Here is an 18,353-nt window from a genome sequence, read left to right on the forward strand (position 1 = left end):
GGCGTGTTCGCCTACTCTTTGGCTGAATCATTGTTTCGGGACCTCACATGCTCAATAACGATCGGCTGTTGGTGCAGATCCTCCTGCTGGTGCTGTTCGGCGCCAGCCTGTGGGTGATGGCGCCGTTCTGGTCGGCGCTGTTCTGGGGCGCGGTGCTGGCGTTCGCCAGCTGGCCGCTGATGCGCCTGCTGACCCGTTGGCTCAATGGCCGCGAGTCCCTGGCGGCGCTGGTGCTGACCCTGGGCTGGATGCTGCTGGTGGCGGCGCCGCTGGTATGGCTGGGGTTCAACCTGGCCGACCATGTGCGTGACGCCACGTCGTTCATCAAGGACGTGCAGGTCGACGGCCTGCCGGAGGCGCCGGACTGGCTGGGCGCCGTGCCGCTGGTGGGCGAGCGGCTGGTGCGGGTCTGGAACAGCATCGATCAGCAGGGCGCCGCGGTGATCGTGGCGGTCAAGCCTTACCTCGGGCAGGTCGGCAACTGGCTGCTGGCGCGCAGCGCGCAGATCGGCAGCGGCATGCTCGAACTGACCCTGAGCATCGTCTTCGTGTTCTTCTTCTACCGTGACGGCCCGCGGTTGGCGGCGTTCGTCCACAGCCTGCTCGAGCGGCTGATCGGCGACCGCGCCGGTTACTACATCGAACTGGTGGCCGGCACGGTGCAGCGGGTGGTCAACGGGGTGATCGGCACGGCGGCGGCCCAGGGGCTGCTGGCGCTGATCGGCTTCCTGATTGCCGGGGTGCCGGGGGCGCTGGTGCTGGGGATCGTCACCTTCCTGCTCAGCCTGATCCCGATGGGGCCGCCGCTGGTGTGGATCCCGGCCACGGCGTGGCTGGCCTGGAAGGGCGACTACGGGATGGCGGTATTTCTCGGGATCTGGGGCACGTTCATCATCAGCGGCGTGGACAACGTGCTCAAGCCCTACCTGATCAGCCGCGGCGGCAACCTGCCGCTGGTGATCGTGCTGCTCGGAGTGTTCGGCGGCTTGATCGCGTTCGGCTTCATCGGCCTGTTCATCGGGCCGACCCTGTTGGCGGTGGCCTACAGCCTGCTGACCGACTGGAGCAAGAGCCAGGCGCGGGTCGAAGACCGGCGCTGAGGCGTTGCCCGGCCATCGGCTGCGCCCCCATCGCCAGCAGGCTGGCTCCCACAGGGTTTTGCGTTGAACGACAATCTCGCGTTCAGCAGAGATCCCCTGTAGGAGCCAGCCTGCTGGCGATGGCGTCAGTCGAGGCGCCGCAAGGCCGGATCAAGGCAGTTGCGCCCACAGGAACCTGCAAGAGCGGGCCTGCCCGTCATGCCTTCGGCTCAAGTCGACACATTCAGGTACTTGCCCACCGGCGCCGCGTTGTCGAGCGAGTACTGCTTGCTCAGGTTGGCGATCATGCGGTTCAGCGCCTGGGCCGTGGACTGTCGGGTGTCGGCCGTCGCTTCGTCGTTCGGGCGTTCGCGGCCGGCCTGCAGCGCAGCCTTCAACTCGTCGCTGCTGACACCGCCGCTGCCGTCGCTGTCCAGCACCTTGAGCAGCGCGGCGGCGTTGTCGGTGTCGGAGGACGAGGCGCTGGCGCCGGTCTGCACGGCGCTGCTCAGTTCGGTGGCGGTGACGCTGCCGTCGCTGTCGGCATCGAGCTGGCTGAACAGTTCATCGCCGGACATCGGCTGCTGCGGCGGCGATGGAGGAGCGAGGCTGGCGGCGAGCTCGTCCTGGCTGACGACGCCGTCCTGGTTCTTGTCCAAAACCGAGAAGATTTCGCTGCTGTCGGCAGTGCTGCCGGCGCTGGTCAGGCCGGTGCTCAGTTCGTCGCCGCTGATGGCGCCGTCGCCGTCGGTGTCCAGGGCGCTGATCAGGGCATCGGCCAGTTCGGTGTTCGGCGCTTGGTCGTGGGGCGGTGGCGGCGGAGGCGCCATGGCGGTCATTTCTTCGGCGCTGAGGCTGCCGCTGGCATCGCTGTCCAGATCGCCGAACTGCTGGCTCAGGCTGACCAGCAGGCCATCGTCGGACTTCTGCGACAGGGCGCTGCCCAATTCGTCCTGATCCACCGAACCGTCGCCGTTGCTGTCGAGCTTGGCGAACAGCTCCTTCTGCAGTTGCTGGCTGCGGGCGTTTTGCATGGCGGTGCTGCTGGTGCCGGTATAGCTCGTGTAGTTGCTGACGCTGCCGATCATCGGGCTCACTCCTTGGGCTGGAAACCGGTGGGTGCACCGGCTTGTGCAGCCTCGGGGGGCGAGTTGTCGTGGGTATGTGGGTTTTGTACCGGGCAGTACACACGCGTGAGGGCGAGGCTGCTGGCGAAGGCGTTCTGTCAGCCAGTCTCTCTGGTGGGGGTGAGGGCCCTATCGCGAGCAGGCTCGCCCTTATAGAGGGCTCGGCCGGATCTCAGGCGCGGGGCAGGAGGATGACGGCGGTGAGACCGCCGCCCGGGGTCTCTTCCAGGGTCAGTTGCCCGCCGAGGCGCTGCGCCGCCTCCCGGGCGATGGTCATGCCCAGGCCGACGCCGCCGGAGTTGCGGTTGCGCGAGCCTTCCAGCCGGTAGAACGGCTCGAACACCGCTTCGCGTTTGTCCGCCGCGATGCCGGGGCCGTGATCGACCACCCGGATCAGCAAGTGCCCGCGTTGGTCGTGCAGTTCGATGTGCGCCTGGCCGGCGTAGCGCAGGGCGTTGTCCATCAGGTTGTTGATGCACGAACGCAGCGCCATCGGCTGCACCTGCAACGGCGCGCAGTGGCCGCTGACCTGGACGTCGGCGCCCTGGTCCTGGGCGTTCTCGCACAACGACTCGACCAGCGCCTGCACGTCCATCCACTGCAACGCTTCGCTGGTGCGCTGTTCGTGCAGGTAGGTCAGGGTAGCGTCGAGCATGCCGATCATGTCGTCCAGGTCCTGGCGCATCTGGCCTTGCAGGCGGTCGTCGCTGATGTTCTCCAGGCGCAGCTTCAGGCGCGACAGCGGCGTGCGCAGGTCATGGGACACCGCGCCGAGCATCCGGGCGCGCTGCTGCACCTGCTCGCGGATGCGTCGCTGCATCAGGTTGAAGGTGTGCGCCGCCTGCCGCGCCTCCCGCGGGCCGGATTCGTCCAGCGGCGGGCTGTCGAGATCCTCGCTCAGGCGTTCGGCGGCGTCGCTCAGGCGCTGGATCGGCCGGCTCAGCAGCTTGGCGCCGTACCAGGCGGCAATCATCAGCGAGACGAACTGGAAGGTCAGCGGCACCAGCGGGCCGCCGAACCAGGGCCGGGGAGGGCGTTGGGCAAAGCGCGGGTCCGGCGGCCGCTTGGGGTCGAACTGCCCGGAGAACTGCGCAGGCATCGGGGGCGGCGGCGGAGGGCCGTACAGCCTGAACCAGGCGAAGGCCAACAGGTGCGCCAGGACGATCGCCAGAAAGAGCACGCCGAACAGGCGGCCGAACAGCGTGTCGAAGCGCGCCCGCATCAGCCGATGTCCCGCGCGTCGAACAGGTAGCCCTCGCCGCGCACGGTCTTGATCAGCTGCGGCGCTTTCGGGTCGTCGCCCAGCTTTTGCCGCAGGCGCGACACCAGCAGGTCGATGCTGCGGTCGAACGCCTCGATCGAGCGTCCCCGGGCGGCGTCGAGCAGCTGTTCGCGGCTGAGCACCCGGCGCGGGCGTTCGATGAAGACCCACAGCAGGCGGAACTCGGCGTTGGACAGCGGCACGACCAGGCCGTCGTCGGCGATCAGCTGGCGCAGGACGCTGTTCAGGCGCCAGTTGTCGAAGCGGATGTTGGCGCGCTGCTCGGTGCGGTCGTCGCGCACACGACGCAGGATCGTCTGGATCCGCGCCACCAGCTCCCGGGGCTCGAACGGCTTGGCCATGTAGTCGTCGGCGCCCAGTTCCAGGCCGATGATGCGGTCGGTGGGTTCGCAGCGGGCGGTGAGCATCAGGATCGGGATGTCCGACTCGGCGCGCAGCCAGCGGCACAGCGACAGACCGTCCTCGCCGGGCAGCATCAGGTCGAGCACCACCACGTCGAAATGTTCGGCCAGCAGGGCCTGGCGCATGGCGGCGCCGTCGCTGACACCGCTGGCGTGGATGTTGAAGCGGGCCAGGTAGTCGATCATCAGCTCGCGGATCGGCACGTCATCGTCGACGATCAGCGCGCGGATGCTCCAGCGCTTGTCGTCTTTGTGCTCTTCGTTCACGGGGGCTTGGGTGTTGTGCATGGGGCTGTTCATCTGCCAGTGGGCCGCCAACCACAAAGATAGGCTGCGAGGTTGTGGTTTCAGCATAGGCGTCCGGCCGTGGGGCGGGAAGGGCTGCTGTAGGGACGTGTTGCGGCGGGCGAGGCTAGCGCGCACGCATGTTGCCGGCGTGTCGGTTGTGTATCGGGATCGACACAATAGCGCCGAACGCCGCCCCGGACACGGCCTTCGCCACGATTTGCCGATCATCGGGTGCCGCGCGGGCGCCGGTTCCGCTACAATGCGCGCCGATTTCGACTTGCCTGAGAGCCCGCCCATGTCCGCCTGCCAGACACCCATCATCGTCGCCCTGGATTTCCCTACCCGTGACGCCGCCCTGAAGCTGGCCGACCAGTTGGACCCGAAGCTGTGCCGGGTCAAGGTGGGCAAGGAACTGTTCACCAGCTGCGCCTCGGAAATCGTCGGCACCCTGCGCGACAAGGGGTTCGAGGTGTTCCTTGACCTGAAATTCCATGATATCCCCAACACCACCGCGATGGCGGTCAAGGCCGCCGCCGAGATGGGTGTGTGGATGGTCAACGTGCACTGCTCCGGCGGCCTGCGCATGATGGCGGCCTGCCGCGAAGAGCTGGCCAAGCGCAGCGGCCCGCAGCCGCTGCTGATCGGCGTGACCGTGCTGACCAGCATGGAGCGCGAGGATCTGGCCGGCATCGGCCTGGACATCGAGCCTCAGGAGCAGGTGCTGCGCCTGGCCGCCTTGGCCGAAAAGGCCGGAATGGACGGCCTGGTGTGCTCGGCCCAGGAAGCCCAGGCCTTGAAGGCGGCGCATCCGGCGCTGCAACTGGTGACCCCGGGGATCCGTCCGGCGGGCAGCGCCCAGGACGACCAGCGCCGTATCCTGACCCCGCGCCAGGCGCTGGACGCAGGCTCCGACTACCTGGTGATCGGTCGCCCGATCAGCCAGGCGGCGGATCCGGCCAAGGCCCTGGCGGCGGTCGTGGCCGAGCTGGCCTGACCCGGACATAGCCGAACATCTGCGGGAGCGGCGGTGCAACCTTGCACCGTCGCTCCCGCAGTGGTTTCCGGGGGCTTCAGACCTTCAGCACCAACTTGCCGAAGTTCTCGCCGCTGAACAGCTTCGCCAGCGTCTCGGGGAAGGTCTCCAGCCCTTCGACGATGTCTTCCCGGCTCTTGAGCTGTCCCTTGGCCAGCCAGCCGGCCATTTCCTTGGCGGCGTCGGCGTACTGCGCGGCGTAGTCCAGCACCACGAACCCTTCCATCCGTGCGCGGTTGACCAGCAACGACAGGTAGTTGGCCGGGCCTTTGACCGCTTCTTTGTTGTTGTACTGGCTGATGGCGCCGCAGATCACCACCCGCGCCTTGAAATTCAGTTGGCTGAGCACCGCGTCGAGGATGTCGCCGCCGACGTTGTCGAAGTACACGTCCACGCCTTTCGGGCATTCGCGCTTGAGGCCGGCCAGCACGTTTTCGCTCTTGTAGTCGATGACCCCGTCGAAGCCCAGTTCATCGACCAGGTATTTGCACTTGTCGGCGCCGCCGGCGATGCCGACCACCCGGCAGCCTTTGATTTTCGCGATCTGCCCGGCGATGCTGCCCACGGCCCCGGCCGCGCCGGACAGCACCACCGTGTCGCCGGCCTTCGGTGCGCCGACGTCCAGCAGCGCGAAGTAGGCGGTCATGCCGGTCATGCCCAGCGCCGACAGATAGACCGGCAGCGGCGCCAGTTTCGGATCGACCTTGTAGAAGCCCTCCGGCTCGCCGAGGTAGTAGTCCTGCACGCCCAAGGCGCCGTTGACGTAGTCGCCGACCGCGAAACCGGGGTGGTTCGAGGCGGTGACCCGGCCCACGCCCAAGGCGCGCATGACCTCGCCGATGTTCACCGGCGGAATGTAGGACTTGCCTTCGTTCATCCAGCCGCGCATGGCCGGATCCAGGGACAGGTATTCGTTCTTGACCAGGATCTGCCCGGCCGCCGGTTCGCCGACCGGTACGGTCTGATAGGTGAAGGTTTCGCGGGTCGCGGCGCCCACGGGGCGGTTGGCGAGCAGGAACTGGCGGTTGTTCTGGGTAGTCATGGCAGGCACTCGGACGGTGTGAAGCCTTGTTGATAGACCGTCATCGCCGATGCCGCAAGGTCGGCTGACGGGGCGAATGCAGGTTTATCCGATTCGGTGATAGTGCTGCAGGGGTATCCATCACTGGGATCCATGGGCCGCCAACGGGGCTCTTGATAGTGCTGACGCGCCGCCGGCCGTTGTGGCTATCCTCGACGCCGATGTTTCCCTGTGCTGACAATCCTTCGAGGACACAACAATGAGCATGACGTTTTCCGGCCAGGTTGCCGTAGTGACGGGCGCGGCCAACGGCATCGGCCGCGCCACCGCCCTGGCGTTCGCCGCCGAGGGCCTGAAGGTGGTGGTGGCGGACCTGGATGCGGCTGGAGGGGAAGGCACGGTGGCGCTGATCCGCGCCGCCGGCGGTGAAGCGACCTTTGTGCGCTGCAACGTCACCGTCGAAAGCGAAGTGAAAAATCTGATGGACGAAGTGATCAACGCCTACGGCCGTCTCGACTATGCCTTCAACAACGCCGGCATCGAGATCGAGAAGGGCAAGCTGGCCGAAGGCTCGATGGACGAGTTCGACGCGATCATGGGCGTCAACGTCAAGGGCGTCTGGCTGTGCATGAAGTACCAGTTGCCGCTGTTGCTGGCCCAGGGTGGCGGGGCGATCGTCAACACCGCGTCGGTGGCCGGGCTCGGCGCCGCGCCGAAGATGAGCATCTATGCCGCCTCCAAGCATGCGGTGATCGGCCTGACCAAGTCGGCGGCCATCGAGTACGCCAAGAAAAAGATCCGGGTCAACGCTGTGTGTCCGGCGGTGATCGACACCGACATGTTCCGCCGGGCCTACGAGGCCGATCCGAAGAAAGGCGAGTTCGCCAACGCGATGCATCCGGTCGGCCGCATCGGCAAGGTCGAGGAGATCGCCAGCGCGGTGCTGTACCTGTGCAGCGACGGCGCGGCGTTCACCACCGGCCATTCCCTGGCGGTGGACGGCGGCGTCACGGCGTTCTGAATGCAGGCGGGACAACGCCTCGGGAAACCCGCCTTCGTGCGGGTTTTTTGTTTTCAACTGGCTCGGTGAGCCATTTAAACATTGTATTTCAAATAGTTAGGGGAGCCCCTTTTGGCGGCGTTGTCGCACAACGTGCCCGGCGCCGCTGTGCTTTACTGCCGTCAGCAAAACGGACAGGAGTTGGCTTGCTCATGGAATTGAGAATTGATCGACAGGCACTGGTGCCCGTCGTCCAGCAGATCGTTGACGGACTGACCGAATGGATCCTGCAGGGCGACGTGGCCCCGTCCACGCGATTGCCGTCCGTACGGCAGATCGCGCGCTGCAACCTGCTCAGCCAGTCGTGCGTGGCCGAGGCCTGCGAGCGTCTGGTGGCCCAAGGCCTTTTGGCGGCGCGGCCGGGTTCGGGCTTCATGGTGGCCCCGGGAGGCTCGGTGAGATGTAGCGGCGCCGCCTATGCCGTGGGGGCGCCAGGCCAGGCCGAGGCGTTGATGCTGGGCTGCGGCGTGCTGCCCGAGAGCTGGCGCGAACCCGATGACCTCAGCTATGCGATCCGTCAGGTGGCCCGCACGGACATGGCCGGCCTGTTCAACTACGGCACGCCGCTGGGTCTGCCGGCCCTGCGCGCGCAGATCGTCAAACGCCTCAAGGGCCTGGACATCCAGGTCGGCGACGAACAGGTGCTGACCACGGCCGGGGCCAGCCAGGGCCTCGACCTGATCGTACGGGCGCTGTTCAAGGCGGGCGATAGCGTGCTCGTCGAGTCCCCCGGCTACGCGCCGCTGTTCGATCTCCTGCGGTTGCAGGGCGTGCGCATGCTCGAGGTGCGGCGGCTGCCCGACGGTCCGGACACCGAGGCGCTCGAGGCGCTGATCCGAAGCCTGCGGCCCAAGGCACTGTTCATCAACAGCCATCACCAGAACCCCACGGGCAGCAGCCTGGCGCCGGCGGTGGCCAGGCGGGTCCTGCAACTGTGCACGACCCACGGCGTGCGTCTGATCGAAGACGACGTCTACGCGGACCTGCATCATGGCCGAGGCGTACGGCTGGCGGCCCAGGGCGACGGGCAGGGCGTGATCTACGTCGGCAGTTTCTCCAAGACCCTCAGCAGTTCGCTGCGGGTCGGCTTCGTGGCGTCCGATGCCGACACCATCGCGCAGTTGGCCCGCGTCAAGACGGTCAGCAGCCTGGGCGGGTCAGGCTTCTGCGAAGCGGTGATGGCGAGCCTGCTGGCCAGCGGTGCCTACCGCAAACTGGTGCAGCGTCAGCGGCAGCGTCTGAGCACCGACCGCACGGCCGCGCTGGAGATGTTGGAGGAGGCCGATTGGGAGGTGTTCGGCAAACCGGCAGGGGGGCTGTTCATCTGGGCCCGCCCGACCCGGGACGACCAGGCGTGGGTGCGCGAGCGGGCGCGCGGTTGCGGCGTGATGCTGGCATCGGCCGATGCGTTCAGCCCCAGCGGCGAATGCAGCGACTGGCAGCGCATCAACGTGGCCTACGCCTGCGATCCCCGGGCCCGGCGGTTCTTCCGGGGAGTGGCGGCAGATCGACCTCGAATGTTCTGAAAACGACGGGTGTCTAGCTTTTTGCCATTATTCCGACGCCAGAGACTTGTGCTGTTCCATGGCCGTTGCGAATCTTCGGCTACAGACAATGGCAGGGGACTACGCGCAATGATTTCGGCCGTGCAAGGACGTTTTGCCAACCTCGGTATGGCGAAAAAACTGGGTGTCGGGTTTGTTCTGGTGCTGCTGTTGACCGCCCTGGTGGCAGCCATCGGCGTCTGGTCCCTGCAAACGATCAGTCAGCGCTTCGACGGCCTCAAGCAGATGTCATCGCTCAACAGCGGCCTGCTCAAGGTGCGTCTGCTGGAGCAGGACTACGCGCTGCACGCCAATCCGAAAACCGTCGACGCCTTGCACGAGGGCGTCGACGGCCTGTTGGCCCTGGCCGCACAGCTCAAGGCGCAATCGGCGGTCAACGCTTCGGTGATGAGCGACGTCGAACAGTCGCTGGGCGCCTACCGCAAGGCGTTCGACGAGTTCGTGTCCCTGACCCAGGCCAAGGATCTGGCGCTGGAGATGGCCAGCTGGTCGGTGTCCAGCGTGGCCAACAACCTGGACGTGCTGCAGGCCGGTCTGGCCGATGACGGCGCGTACACCCTCAAGGATTCCGAGGGCAAGGACGGTGCGCAGTTCATTGAGCAGGCCAGCCAGGTCAGCCAGGTGTCGCGCCTGATGCTGCAGGCGATGAACGAGGCGCGGGTGCGCCTGGACCAGAGCCGCAAGGGCGATGCCGACAGCGCCGGCAAAGGCAACATCGAGCAGGCGGCCCAGGCCTTGTCCCAGGCCGAGCAGTTGAAGACGACGGTCAAGGACGAGGGCTATCTGACGGTGCTCAACGAGGTGTCCGGGCACATCGCCGGTTTCAACGACAAGCTGGCCGAGTACACCGGCCTGCTGGCTCAGGAAAAGACCGTGTACGAACAACTGCATCAGCGCGCCGCCGAGGTGGTGGCGCGGGTCGATCAGGCCTATGCCGACGAAGACGGCTCGATGCAGGCGGAACTGAAGAAAAACTCGGTGCTGATCGTCGGGTCTTCGGCGTTGGCGTTGCTGGTGGGCCTGGTCGCGGCCTGGGTGATCACCCGCCTGATCGTCGCGCCGCTGCGCAGCGTGATCCGTGTCGCGCAGCAGATCGCCGCCGGCGACCTGAGTTCGAAGGTGGAAGTGACCCGCCGCGATGAGATCGGCCAACTGATGGCCGCCATGCAGCAGATGGGCGACGGGCTCAGTGCCATCGTCAGCGGATTGCAGGCGGGCATCGAGCAATTGGCCGGTTCGGCGCAGTCGCTGTCGGCGGTCACCGAGCAGACCAACCTTGAGGTCAGCAGCCAGAAGGAAGAGACCGAACAGGTCGCCACGGCCATGAACCAGATGACCGCCACCGTCCATGACGTGGCGCGCAACGCTGAAGAGGCGGCGCTGGCGGCGCAGACGGCCGACGGCAAGGTCGAGAGCGGCCAGCAGGTAGTGCGCCAGAGCATGGCGCGCATCGAGCAGTTGGCGGAGTCGGCGACGACCGCCAGTTCCAGCATCGAAAGCCTCAGCGCGGAAATCCAGAACATCGGCACGGTGCTCGGTGTGATCAAGAGCGTCGCCGAGCAGACCAACCTGCTGGCGCTCAACGCGGCCATCGAGGCGGCCCGGGCCGGCGAGCAGGGCAGGGGCTTCGCGGTGGTGGCCGACGAGGTACGCGCGCTGGCGCGGCGTACCCAGCAGTCGACGGAAGAGATCGAGCGGCTGGTGAGCGCGCTCCGGGCGGCGGCGCATGCGTCGGTGCAGCAGATCCAGAGCAGCGGCGAACTGGTGAAGCTGGCGGTCAGCGATGCCCTGCAGACGGAAAGCGCGCTAGGCAGCATCGCGGCGGCGGTGTCGTTGATCCAGCAGATGAATCAGCAGATCGCGGCGGCGGCCGAGGAACAGAGTTCCGTGGCCGAGGAGATCAACCGCAGCGTGACCAGCATCCGGGCGAGCGCGGACCAGTCCTCGATTGCGATGCAGGGCAATGCGGCGTCCAGCGTGGAACTGGCGCAGCTGGGGCATGAACTGAAGGGGATGGTGGGGCACTTCAGGCTCTGAACCCCACGCGCGACGCGCCCCGGTTTATGCCAGCCACAAAAAAGCCACCTTGCGGTGGCTTTTCTCATTGCGGATCCGATCAGTCGTAGATCACACGTTTCTTCCAGTCCGCATCGGCTTCGACTTCCTTCAGGCCGGCGGTCAACTGGTTCTCTTCGCCTTCCACCGGCGCGATCTTGTCCATGACCTGCGCGTTGGCCCGGGCCAGGAGCTTTTCCAGGTACTCCAGCTGTTCGGCGTAGATCCGTGGATCCTGCTGCTTGCGCAGGTACTGGACGCCGCGCTCGAAGGCCAGGCGGGCCTGGCCCGGCTGGTTCTGCTGCAGGAAGTGTTGGCCGAGGTTGTTGAAGAACTCGATGTGCAGCAGCACCAGGATATGGCGCACTTCGCGGACCCAGTGCTTGGCTTCGTTCGGCGGCAGGAAGCCGTCCTGGGCGGCGCGGGTGATCTGGCCGTGCAGGGCTTCGAGCAGGAAGCGCACGTCCTTGGCCTTGGCTTCGGTCTGGATCGGCGACGGCGGGTTGTTGACCGGGATCGATTCGCCCTGGGCCACCAGCGCGCTCAGTTCGGTGATGCGTGCCTTGGTGGTGGCGCTGGTCTTTTCCAGGTTCAGCAGGCGCTGGCAGACGTTCAGCTCCAGACGGGTCAGCAGCAGCTTGAGGGCCGGGGTCATGAACTGGCCGGGGAAGGTTTCGGTCAGTTCGCCGCAGCGGCGCAGGCGGTCGTTGAGCTCGACCTTGGTGCGGGCCTTCTCCAGTTTGTTGTTTTCCACCACATGGTTCATGTAGCCAATGGCGATCAGTAGGGCGATCCCGGCTACGACTAGCAGGGTGATCATGAGTGGTGTCACCGGTAAGACCTCTTTATAGGGTTCACGATCGAGTGTAGTGGCTAGGCATTTAAGCGCCTAGGGCCGCTCGACGAGTTGGATCGGCGTGGCTGAACCTGTATCGGCCAGGCGCCTGCTTATATGAATGCTGGCGCGTGGGGTTCAGATTGCCATCACCTATGCCGTGGACTATAGCGCCTTGGCGGGTGTCGGAATATAGGCGTCAAACGCCGGACGGCAGAAAAGCCCGGACGGCCTCTGAAAGCAGGTCGAAGTCATTGATTTAAATAAATTTATATCAGGGGGTTGACGACCTCTCAAACCATCCATAGAATGCGCGCCACTTGCAGCGTAAAGCACACAGCGAAACGAAGCAGGGAGTGAATGTTGTAGCGTGTCCCCTTCGTCTAGTGGCCTAGGACACCGCCCTTTCACGGCGGTAACAGGGGTTCGAGTCCCCTAGGGGACGCCAATGCGGGAATAGCTCAGTTGGTAGAGCACGACCTTGCCAAGGTCGGGGTCGCGAGTTCGAGTCTCGTTTCCCGCTCCAATTTTAAACGGCACTGCTTTCGGGCAGGGTCGAGTGAAACCAGAACCAAGTCTTCGGATGCGGATCTGGACACCGAAACACACACCATGTGTTCCGGGTAGCGTGTCCCCTTCGTCTAGTGGCCTAGGACACCGCCCTTTCACGGCGGTAACAGGGGTTCGAGTCCCCTAGGGGACGCCATTTGCGGGAATAGCTCAGTTGGTAGAGCACGACCTTGCCAAGGTCGGGGTCGCGAGTTCGAGTCTCGTTTCCCGCTCCAATTTCACAGAAACGCCGCTCAGAGATGAGCGGCGTTTTTGTTTGTCCAGAGTTTGTGTGGCCTGTGGGCGCGAGCCTGCCCGCGCTGACGGTGCGTCAGCCAATGCAGCGCTGAAGGGTCGGGCCCGCCGCTCGGGCAGGCCCTGTCATCTCCTCAAAGCGTCGGCAATTGCCCGATGCGTCCCATCATTTCCGTCACGATCTGCAGATCCAGCAAAAACTGCTCGTTGGTCTTGAACTCGCCGTCGGTGTGGCCGGTGTACTTCTCTTCAGGCCGGGCCAAGCCGAACTGCACGCCGTTGGGCAATTCGTGCACCGACGTGGCGCCGGCCGACGTGCCGAACTCATGCTTCATGCCCAGGTTTTCGCTGGCCACGGCCAGCAAGGCCTTGACCCACTCGCCTTCGGGGTTGCGGTACATCGGTTCGGCCACCGAGTAGTCGAAGTTGACCGCGACCTTGTTCTTCTTGCTCCAGGCCGCCAGCTTGTCGGCGATTTCCGTCTTGAGCACCTCCGGCGTCTTGCCCTTCGGCACGCGCAGGTTCACCGCCAGCTTGAAGTCTTTCTCGTCTTTCCCGACATAGGTCAAGGAGGTGGTCAGCGGCCCCATGAACGCATCCGAGAAGCCCACGCCCAGCTTGTTGCCCTTGTAGTCCAGGCCCCAGTTGTCGGCGGCGTAGCGGGCCGCATCGGTGTAGGCGTTGCGCTTGAGCGCGACTTTGCCGTCGAGGCCGTGAATGAAATCGAGCATCCGCGCCACCGGGTTCACCCCGGATTCGGGTTCGGAGGAGTGGGCGGAAACACCGGTGACCGAGAGTTTGACGTCCTTGCCGTCGACCTTGGCGCTGACCTGGAAGTCCCCGCCGTTGCGCTTGGCGTACTCATCGCCGGCCTTCTGCAGGCCGGCCGCCAGTTCGGCGGGCTTGTCGGTCACCAGGGTGACGACCGAAACCGAAGGAATCTGGTTGGTCGCCAGGCCGCCGGTCATCGAAACGATCTCGGCGCCCTTGCCCTCGGCCTTGCGCAGAGGGAAATGGGCCATCACGGTGCCGTAGCCCTTTTCGGCGATCACCACCGGGTAGCCGCCGTCCAGCGCGAGGTTGTACTCCGGCGTCGGGTTGCGTTCGAAGTAGTAAGGGATCGCATCGCCGGTGGTCTCTTCGGTGGTGTCCACCAGCAGCTTGAAGTTGCGCGCCAGCGGCAGCTTCTCTTCCTTGATGACCTTCATCGCGTACAGCGTCACCACAATGCCGTTCTTGTCGTCTTCGGTGCCGCGTCCGTACATGCGGTCGCCGATCACGGTGACCTTGAACGGGTCGAGGCGGGTGCCGTCCTGCAGAACCCAGTTCTCCGGCGTCACCGGCACCACGTCGGCGTGGGCGTGGATGCCCACGACTTCCTTGCCGCTGCCTTCCAGGGAGATCTCGTAGACGCGGTTGTCGATGTTGCGATAGTTCAGGTTGAACGCCTGGGCGAGGCTTTTGATCTTGTCGGCGATCTTGATGAATTCAGGGTTCTCGTGCTGGGCGACGCCGTCCTTGCGGAAGGTCGGGATCTCCACCAGTTCGCGCAGGGTCTCCTTGGCCGCATTGCCGTACTTGACCCGGGTATAGAGGCCGAGCAGGCGATGGATCTCGTTGCGTTGTTCGGCGGTCAGGTCCTTGTTGTCGAGGAATGCCTTGATGGCCGGGCCGACGTCTGCGGTGTTGCCCAGGTCGCTCTTGGCCAGGTTGCCCAGAAACTGCCGGAAATCGGTGGCCGGCGTCTCGCTGAAGGTTTTGATGATGGCCGCGCTCTGCTGCGGCGTGACGTTGGCGGCGGCAGGCAGGGCGAGCGCGGACAGGCCGGCCAGGATCAGGGTCGAAGCGGCTAGGCGCTTGAAGGGGACGTTCATTGCTGTGGGCATTCCTTTGCAGGCGGTGAGTGGGAAATGTCTGAACGATCAGACAGATACTTTTCCAAACTAACACCGCCATCCCACGATAGGGGAGCCCCGGAAACGGGATCTGTCGCACAGAACCGCAAATTCGGCGCAGAAACGAAAAAGGCCCGACCCTGACTGACGGGTCGAGCCTTTCACTGATCCGACTGTGCTACATCGACAGCACCAGACGCCCGGCAAACAGAATCAGGATCACCCCCATGCTGCGCTCGAACCAGTGTCCCAGGCGCATGAACAGCAGGCGCACCCGGCTGCTGGAGAAGAACAGCGCGACGATCACGAACCACAAGGCGTTCACGCTGCACATCCAGACGCCGTACAGCGCCTGTATTTCAAGGGGCGTGGTGGCGCTGATGACGGTGGTGAAGATCGCCAGGAAAAACAGCGTGGCCTTGGGGTTGGTGGCGTTGGTCAGGAACCCGGTGGTGAAGGCCTTGAACAGCGACTGTCCCTCAGGCGTTTCGGTCGTGGGCTTGTCTCCTTCCAGGGCCGACTTGGGCTGGCTGCGGATCAGGCTGATGCCGAGGTAGAAGATGTAGGCGCCGCCCACCACCTTGGCCACCGTCAGCAGCCAGGGCGTGGCGTGCATCAAGGCGCCGACGCCCAGCAGGGTGTACAGCACGTGCACGGAAATGCCTGCGCCGATGCCCAGCGCCGTGCAGATGCCGACCAGCCGGCCGAAACGCACGCTTTGGCGGATGGTGACGGCGAAGTCCGGCCCGGGAGCGACCACGGCCAGAAAGTGGATAGTGGCCAGCGCGAGAAACTCGCCCAGATAGTTCGATTGCATTTCAGCTCCAGAAAGTCAGGGGGGAAGCGTTGCCGCGGTAGCCCACGAAGAAGGACAGGCTCAGGCGCGGATCGGCCACGCCGGGCGTCACCGAATGCATGCGCCGCGAGTTGAACATGATGAAATCCCCCGGCTGCGGCCGCACTTCCAGCGCTGGCGGGCCGAGCAGCTGCGGGTCGATGCCGTAGCTGTCGCCGCGCATTTCGTCGAACCGGTCGGGGGAGATGTCGTCGTTCCACATCTGCAGCGCGCCGCCTTCGGTCGGCATGTTCAGGTACACGTTGCAGGCGAACTGCGCCGCCAGGCTCTTGGCCTGGAAACTCTCCGGCGCATCCTTGGCGAAAATGTCGTGGTGGGCCAGGAAGCACACGCCCGGCTTCACCACCCGGGAGAGGCCGACGTACATCTTGCGGCCGTAGAGGTTTTCCAGATGGGCCCCGGCGGGCCAGGATTCGTCGAGCATGCAGCGCAAGGTGTCGACCGGCGAAGAGTAGGGCGCGCAGCGGTTGCGCAACTCAGCGATGTTGCTGGTGGCGCGCTCGAAGTAGTCCTCGATCAGCAGCGGCTGGTTTTCCGCCTCGTAGAAGGCCATGCCGATGCGGCCGATGCTGGGGGCGTTGATGTAGCCCTCGAAGCCGGGGGCCAGGATCTTGTCGCCAATCTGGATCGCCAGCGCCTGGGGCAAAAAGCCTTTGACGCGGATGGCGAGGACTTCTTCGTTGGCCAGTTTTTTTATGCACGTCTCATCGAGACGCTCGACGTCAAGCATCATGTTGTCAGGTCCATCTATCGAATAGTCAACGGAACCGGCGAAGACGGTTCCCCGGCGTCGGACGCTGCGCAAGTCAGCGTCCGAAATGCTCAATCCACGCTGTAGTGGACGGATAACGTGCCCTTTTTCTGCGAAAGGGACGCGATCGTGACTGTGCCCAAATCCTTCAGGCTACGAACATGGGTGCCGCCGCAGCCGTAGGCCGGCAGCGCACCGAAACCGATTTCCCGTGCGCCTTCGCGCAGGGAGGTCAAGCGGGGCAGGTCGTGTTCGATCCATTGCCCGATGCCGTATTGAACGGTCTGCGCGTCGACTTCCTGCGCTGCGTCCCCCGGCTTGAACTGTACCCGGCCTTCGTCCGGCCAGTGATGGGCCTTTATGGGCGTCCAGCCCAGGGCCTGCACGAAATGGCCGATCAGGTGGCCGGCCGAATGCATGCGGGTGTTGAAGCGGCGGCGTTGTTCGTCGACGCGGATCTGCACCATGCCCGGCGCAACCGGCCGGTCGACGTAGTGGACGATCCGCTCCGGCTCTTGCACCACGCGCAGCACCTGGCTTTCGCCGATCCATCCGGTGTCGCAGGGCTGGCCGCCGCCTTGCGGGTGGAACAGGGTCGCGCGCAGCACCACGGCGAATTCGCTTTCGTGGGGCGTGCAGTCGAGGACTTCCACATTGGCCTTGAGGTCATCACTATGGAAAAAGAGGCGGAGCGTCATATTCCATGCCCTTATTAAAGTTTCTTTTTTAATTATATGAATCGTGCAATAACGTGATAATCCGTTCAAAGATCAAAGGACTGTTGCGCTGTGAGCATAAATCTACCGCTGCCGCTGCTGGGTGAAATGGCGATCTTCGTCAAGGTCGTGGAGACCGGCAGCTTCTCCGAGGCGGCCCGCCAACTGGGCTCTTCGCCATCGGCGGTCAGCCGCAGCATTTCCCGTCTGGAGAAGGCTCTGGCCACGCGGCTGCTGCAGCGCACCACACGCAAGCTGCGCCTGAGCGACGGCGGGGAAGAGGTGTTCAAGCGTTGCCGGGAAATGGTCAGCGCCGCCAGGTCGGTGATGGAGATCAGTGGCCAGTACACCCATGAGGCCGAAGGGCTGGTGCGGGTCAGCGTGCCGAAAGCGGTGGGGCGGTTCGTGATCCATCCGCACATGCCGGAGTTCTTGCGCCGCTATCCCAAGGTCGATGTGGAATTGTTGCTGGAGGACCGTCAGGTGGATCTGATCGACGATCATGTCGACCTGGCGATCCGCATCACCGACCGCCCTCCGGCCGGGCTGGTCGGGCGTCAGTTGCTGACCATCGACCATCTGTTGTGCGCCACGCCGCAGTATCTGGCCGAACACGGCACGCCGACCCACCCCCACGATTTGCTCAACCACAGTTGCATCTATCTGGGCGAAACCCCGAGCGATGCGCGCTGGAAGTTCAAGAAAGGCAGCAAGTCAGTGACCGTCGGCGTACGCGGCCGGTATGCCGCCAACCACACCGGCGTGCGCTTGGGGGCGGTGCTGCAGCACATCGGGATCGGCAGCCTGCCGTACTTCACCGCCCGTTATGCCCTGGAGCAGGGCCTGGTCGTGCAGGTGCTGCCAGACTGGACGTTCCTGGCGTCCTACCACGGCGGGTTGTGGTTGCTGCATTCGCCGACGCGGTATTTGCCGCCCAAGCTGCGGGTGTTCATCGACTATCTGGTGGCGTGCCTGGAAAAGGAACCGACCCTGAGCAAGCCCGGCAAGCCGGGTGGCGCGAACAAGGTCATGGCCGCCTACGAACTGCCGGAAAGCGACGGCCTGCTGTAGGCAAGCGCAATGAAAAGGCCCGCATGGACAACCATGCGGGCCTTTTCGTATCACCGGGAGACTCAGTGCTTGATGTCTTGGTCCGGCATCGCCAGCAACTGCTTTTCCTGGTTCCAGTCGAACGGTTCGTCGTTCTGTTCGGCTTCGTAGCGACGCTCTTCCAGCGCCTGGTAAAGGTCGATCTCTTCGTCGGCCAGGTAGTGCAGGCAGTCGCCGCCGAAGTACCACAGCAGATCCCGCGGGATCAGGTGGGCGATCTGCGGGTAGCGGCTGATGATCTGGCACAGGATGTCCTGGCCCAGGTACTGGCTCTCGATCGGGTCGACCGGCAGTTGTGCGCGGAGCTCGTCGAAGCGCTCCAGGAACAGGGCATGGCTCTCTTCAGGCACTTGATCAGCCTCGCCCACGGCGACCAGGATGGTGCGCAGGTGGTCGAGCAAAACCAGATGATCGGCAACGATGTTGGACACGGGATAAGTCCTCAAGAGCAAAACGGGCGCGGAGTATAAAGCCA

16 protein-coding genes, 4 tRNA genes and 1 pseudogene are annotated in these 18,353 nt (G+C 64.8%); 11 read left to right on the forward strand and 10 right to left on the reverse strand.

What is annotated here, in order from left to right; all coding sequences use genetic code 11:
• Positions 1 to 47: 47 nt before the first annotated feature.
• On the forward strand, positions 48 to 1,100 hold the full coding sequence (locus CAG41_RS05760; protein WP_085578161.1) for an AI-2E family transporter: 1,053 nt from the start codon (positions 48 to 50) through the stop codon (positions 1,098 to 1,100).
• Between the two features lie 209 nt (positions 1,101 to 1,309).
• Here the strand turns inward: CAG41_RS05760 and xopAW are convergent, their stop codons facing one another.
• The 3 genes from xopAW to CAG41_RS05775 all read right to left on the reverse strand — a co-directional run bounded on the left by xopAW (position 1,310) and on the right by CAG41_RS05775 (position 4,177).
• On the reverse strand, positions 1,310 to 2,167 hold the full coding sequence (gene xopAW, locus CAG41_RS05765; protein ID WP_085629661.1) for an EF-hand domain-containing protein: 858 nt from the start codon (positions 2,165 to 2,167) through the stop codon (positions 1,310 to 1,312).
• Positions 2,168 to 2,378: 211 nt separating this feature from the next.
• A complete protein-coding gene (locus CAG41_RS05770; RefSeq protein ID WP_085629663.1) occupies positions 2,379 to 3,428 on the reverse strand; it encodes a cell wall metabolism sensor histidine kinase WalK in 1,050 nt (349 codons plus the stop codon).
• Entirely contained in the window at positions 3,428 to 4,177 is a 750-nt protein-coding gene (locus CAG41_RS05775) for a response regulator (protein ID WP_085578158.1), read from the reverse strand. The genes CAG41_RS05770 and CAG41_RS05775 overlap by 1 nt, the downstream gene beginning before the upstream one ends.
• Positions 4,178 to 4,472: 295 nt before the next feature.
• Here CAG41_RS05775 and pyrF point away from each other — a divergent pair, with 295 nt between their 5' ends.
• A complete protein-coding gene (gene pyrF, locus CAG41_RS05780) occupies positions 4,473 to 5,171 on the forward strand; it encodes an orotidine-5'-phosphate decarboxylase (protein ID WP_170929932.1) in 699 nt (232 codons plus the stop codon).
• 76 nt (positions 5,172 to 5,247) lie between these two features.
• Here pyrF and CAG41_RS05785 read toward each other — a convergent pair whose 3' ends face one another.
• Positions 5,248 to 6,252, reverse strand: coding sequence for an NADP-dependent oxidoreductase (locus CAG41_RS05785; protein ID WP_085706776.1), 1,005 nt, complete (start codon positions 6,250 to 6,252; stop codon positions 5,248 to 5,250).
• A gap of 238 nt (positions 6,253 to 6,490) precedes the next feature.
• Here CAG41_RS05785 and CAG41_RS05790 point away from each other — a divergent pair, with 238 nt between their 5' ends.
• The 4 genes and pseudogenes from CAG41_RS05790 to CAG41_RS29120 all read left to right on the forward strand — a co-directional run bounded on the left by CAG41_RS05790 (position 6,491) and on the right by CAG41_RS29120 (position 10,893).
• Entirely contained in the window at positions 6,491 to 7,252 is a 762-nt protein-coding gene (locus CAG41_RS05790) for an SDR family oxidoreductase (RefSeq protein ID WP_085578155.1), read from the forward strand.
• Positions 7,253 to 7,443: 191 nt separating this feature from the next.
• A complete protein-coding gene (locus tag CAG41_RS05795) occupies positions 7,444 to 8,817 on the forward strand; it encodes a PLP-dependent aminotransferase family protein (RefSeq protein WP_085656033.1) in 1,374 nt (457 codons plus the stop codon).
• Positions 8,818 to 9,807: 990 nt separating this feature from the next.
• Positions 9,808 to 10,035: pseudogene (locus tag CAG41_RS29115) on the forward strand (HAMP domain-containing protein); the annotation flags it as partial.
• Positions 10,030 to 10,893, forward strand: coding sequence for a methyl-accepting chemotaxis protein (locus CAG41_RS29120; RefSeq protein ID WP_371857105.1), 864 nt, complete (start codon positions 10,030 to 10,032; stop codon positions 10,891 to 10,893). The pseudogene CAG41_RS29115 and the gene CAG41_RS29120, both read left to right, overlap by 6 nt.
• Positions 10,894 to 10,972: 79 nt before the next feature.
• Here CAG41_RS29120 and CAG41_RS05805 read toward each other — a convergent pair whose 3' ends face one another.
• Positions 10,973 to 11,731, reverse strand: a complete 759-nt coding sequence (locus tag CAG41_RS05805) for a hypothetical protein (protein WP_225927212.1) — start codon at positions 11,729 to 11,731, stop codon at positions 10,973 to 10,975.
• 387 nt (positions 11,732 to 12,118) lie between these two features.
• On the opposite strand from CAG41_RS05805, the gene CAG41_RS05810 reads away from it, so the two are divergent.
• From CAG41_RS05810 to CAG41_RS05825, 4 genes are all read left to right on the forward strand, one after another.
• Positions 12,119 to 12,194, forward strand: a tRNA-Glu gene (locus tag CAG41_RS05810).
• 2 nt (positions 12,195 to 12,196) lie between these two features.
• Positions 12,197 to 12,272, forward strand: a tRNA-Gly gene (locus CAG41_RS05815).
• A gap of 104 nt (positions 12,273 to 12,376) precedes the next feature.
• A tRNA-Glu gene (locus tag CAG41_RS05820) sits at positions 12,377 to 12,452 on the forward strand.
• Positions 12,453 to 12,455: 3 nt separating this feature from the next.
• A tRNA-Gly gene (locus CAG41_RS05825) sits at positions 12,456 to 12,531 on the forward strand.
• A 153-nt stretch (positions 12,532 to 12,684) separates the two neighbouring features.
• Here CAG41_RS05825 and CAG41_RS05830 read toward each other — a convergent pair.
• From CAG41_RS05830 to CAG41_RS05845, 4 genes are all read right to left on the reverse strand, one after another.
• On the reverse strand, positions 12,685 to 14,424 hold the full coding sequence (locus CAG41_RS05830) for a dipeptidase (protein WP_085578151.1): 1,740 nt from the start codon (positions 14,422 to 14,424) through the stop codon (positions 12,685 to 12,687).
• Between the two features lie 199 nt (positions 14,425 to 14,623).
• Complete coding sequence (locus CAG41_RS05835; protein ID WP_085578150.1) at positions 14,624 to 15,262, reverse strand: LysE family translocator; 639 nt, start codon at positions 15,260 to 15,262, stop codon at positions 14,624 to 14,626.
• Between the two features lies 1 nt (position 15,263).
• Complete coding sequence (locus CAG41_RS05840; RefSeq protein WP_085578149.1) at positions 15,264 to 16,034, reverse strand: 2OG-Fe(II) oxygenase; 771 nt, start codon at positions 16,032 to 16,034, stop codon at positions 15,264 to 15,266.
• 89 nt (positions 16,035 to 16,123) lie between these two features.
• Positions 16,124 to 16,750: a hypothetical protein gene (locus tag CAG41_RS05845; protein WP_085629667.1), complete on the reverse strand. Its 627-nt coding sequence runs from the start codon at positions 16,748 to 16,750 to the stop codon at positions 16,124 to 16,126.
• Positions 16,751 to 16,840: 90 nt separating this feature from the next.
• On the opposite strand from CAG41_RS05845, the gene CAG41_RS05850 reads away from it, so the two are divergent.
• Positions 16,841 to 17,839, forward strand: coding sequence for a LysR family transcriptional regulator (locus CAG41_RS05850; protein WP_085578147.1), 999 nt, complete (start codon positions 16,841 to 16,843; stop codon positions 17,837 to 17,839).
• 62 nt (positions 17,840 to 17,901) lie between these two features.
• On the opposite strand, the gene CAG41_RS05855 is transcribed toward CAG41_RS05850, so the two are convergent.
• Positions 17,902 to 18,309, reverse strand: a complete 408-nt coding sequence (locus tag CAG41_RS05855) for a PA2817 family protein (protein ID WP_085578146.1) — start codon at positions 18,307 to 18,309, stop codon at positions 17,902 to 17,904.
• Positions 18,310 to 18,353 lie beyond the last annotated feature (44 nt).

This window comes from Pseudomonas sp. B35(2017) (assembly GCF_002113645.1).
GTDB lineage: Bacteria > Pseudomonadota > Gammaproteobacteria > Pseudomonadales > Pseudomonadaceae > Aquipseudomonas > Aquipseudomonas ekonensis.

Bases quoted from the DNA above. Each gene is read 5' to 3' on its own strand.
- CAG41_RS05760 (WP_085578161.1), top strand. From the start codon at position 48: ATGCTCAATAACGATCGGCTGTTGGTGCAGATCCTCCTGCTGGTGCTG.
- xopAW (WP_085629661.1), bottom strand. From the start codon at position 2,167: ATGATCGGCAGCGTCAGCAACTACACGAGCTATACCGGCACCAGCAGC.
- CAG41_RS05770 (WP_085629663.1), bottom strand. From the start codon at position 3,428: ATGCGGGCGCGCTTCGACACGCTGTTCGGCCGCCTGTTCGGCGTGCTC.
- CAG41_RS05775 (WP_085578158.1), bottom strand. From the start codon at position 4,177: ATGCACAACACCCAAGCCCCCGTGAACGAAGAGCACAAAGACGACAAG.
- pyrF (WP_170929932.1), top strand. From the start codon at position 4,473: ATGTCCGCCTGCCAGACACCCATCATCGTCGCCCTGGATTTCCCTACC.
- CAG41_RS05785 (WP_085706776.1), bottom strand. From the start codon at position 6,252: ATGACTACCCAGAACAACCGCCAGTTCCTGCTCGCCAACCGCCCCGTG.
- CAG41_RS05790 (WP_085578155.1), top strand. From the start codon at position 6,491: ATGAGCATGACGTTTTCCGGCCAGGTTGCCGTAGTGACGGGCGCGGCC.
- CAG41_RS05795 (WP_085656033.1), top strand. From the start codon at position 7,444: ATGGAATTGAGAATTGATCGACAGGCACTGGTGCCCGTCGTCCAGCAG.
- CAG41_RS29120 (WP_371857105.1), top strand. From the start codon at position 10,030: ATGGGCGACGGGCTCAGTGCCATCGTCAGCGGATTGCAGGCGGGCATC.
- CAG41_RS05805 (WP_225927212.1), bottom strand. From the start codon at position 11,731: ATGATCACCCTGCTAGTCGTAGCCGGGATCGCCCTACTGATCGCCATT.
- CAG41_RS05830 (WP_085578151.1), bottom strand. From the start codon at position 14,424: ATGAACGTCCCCTTCAAGCGCCTAGCCGCTTCGACCCTGATCCTGGCC.
- CAG41_RS05835 (WP_085578150.1), bottom strand. From the start codon at position 15,262: ATGCAATCGAACTATCTGGGCGAGTTTCTCGCGCTGGCCACTATCCAC.
- CAG41_RS05840 (WP_085578149.1), bottom strand. From the start codon at position 16,034: ATGATGCTTGACGTCGAGCGTCTCGATGAGACGTGCATAAAAAAACTG.
- CAG41_RS05845 (WP_085629667.1), bottom strand. From the start codon at position 16,750: ATGACGCTCCGCCTCTTTTTCCATAGTGATGACCTCAAGGCCAATGTG.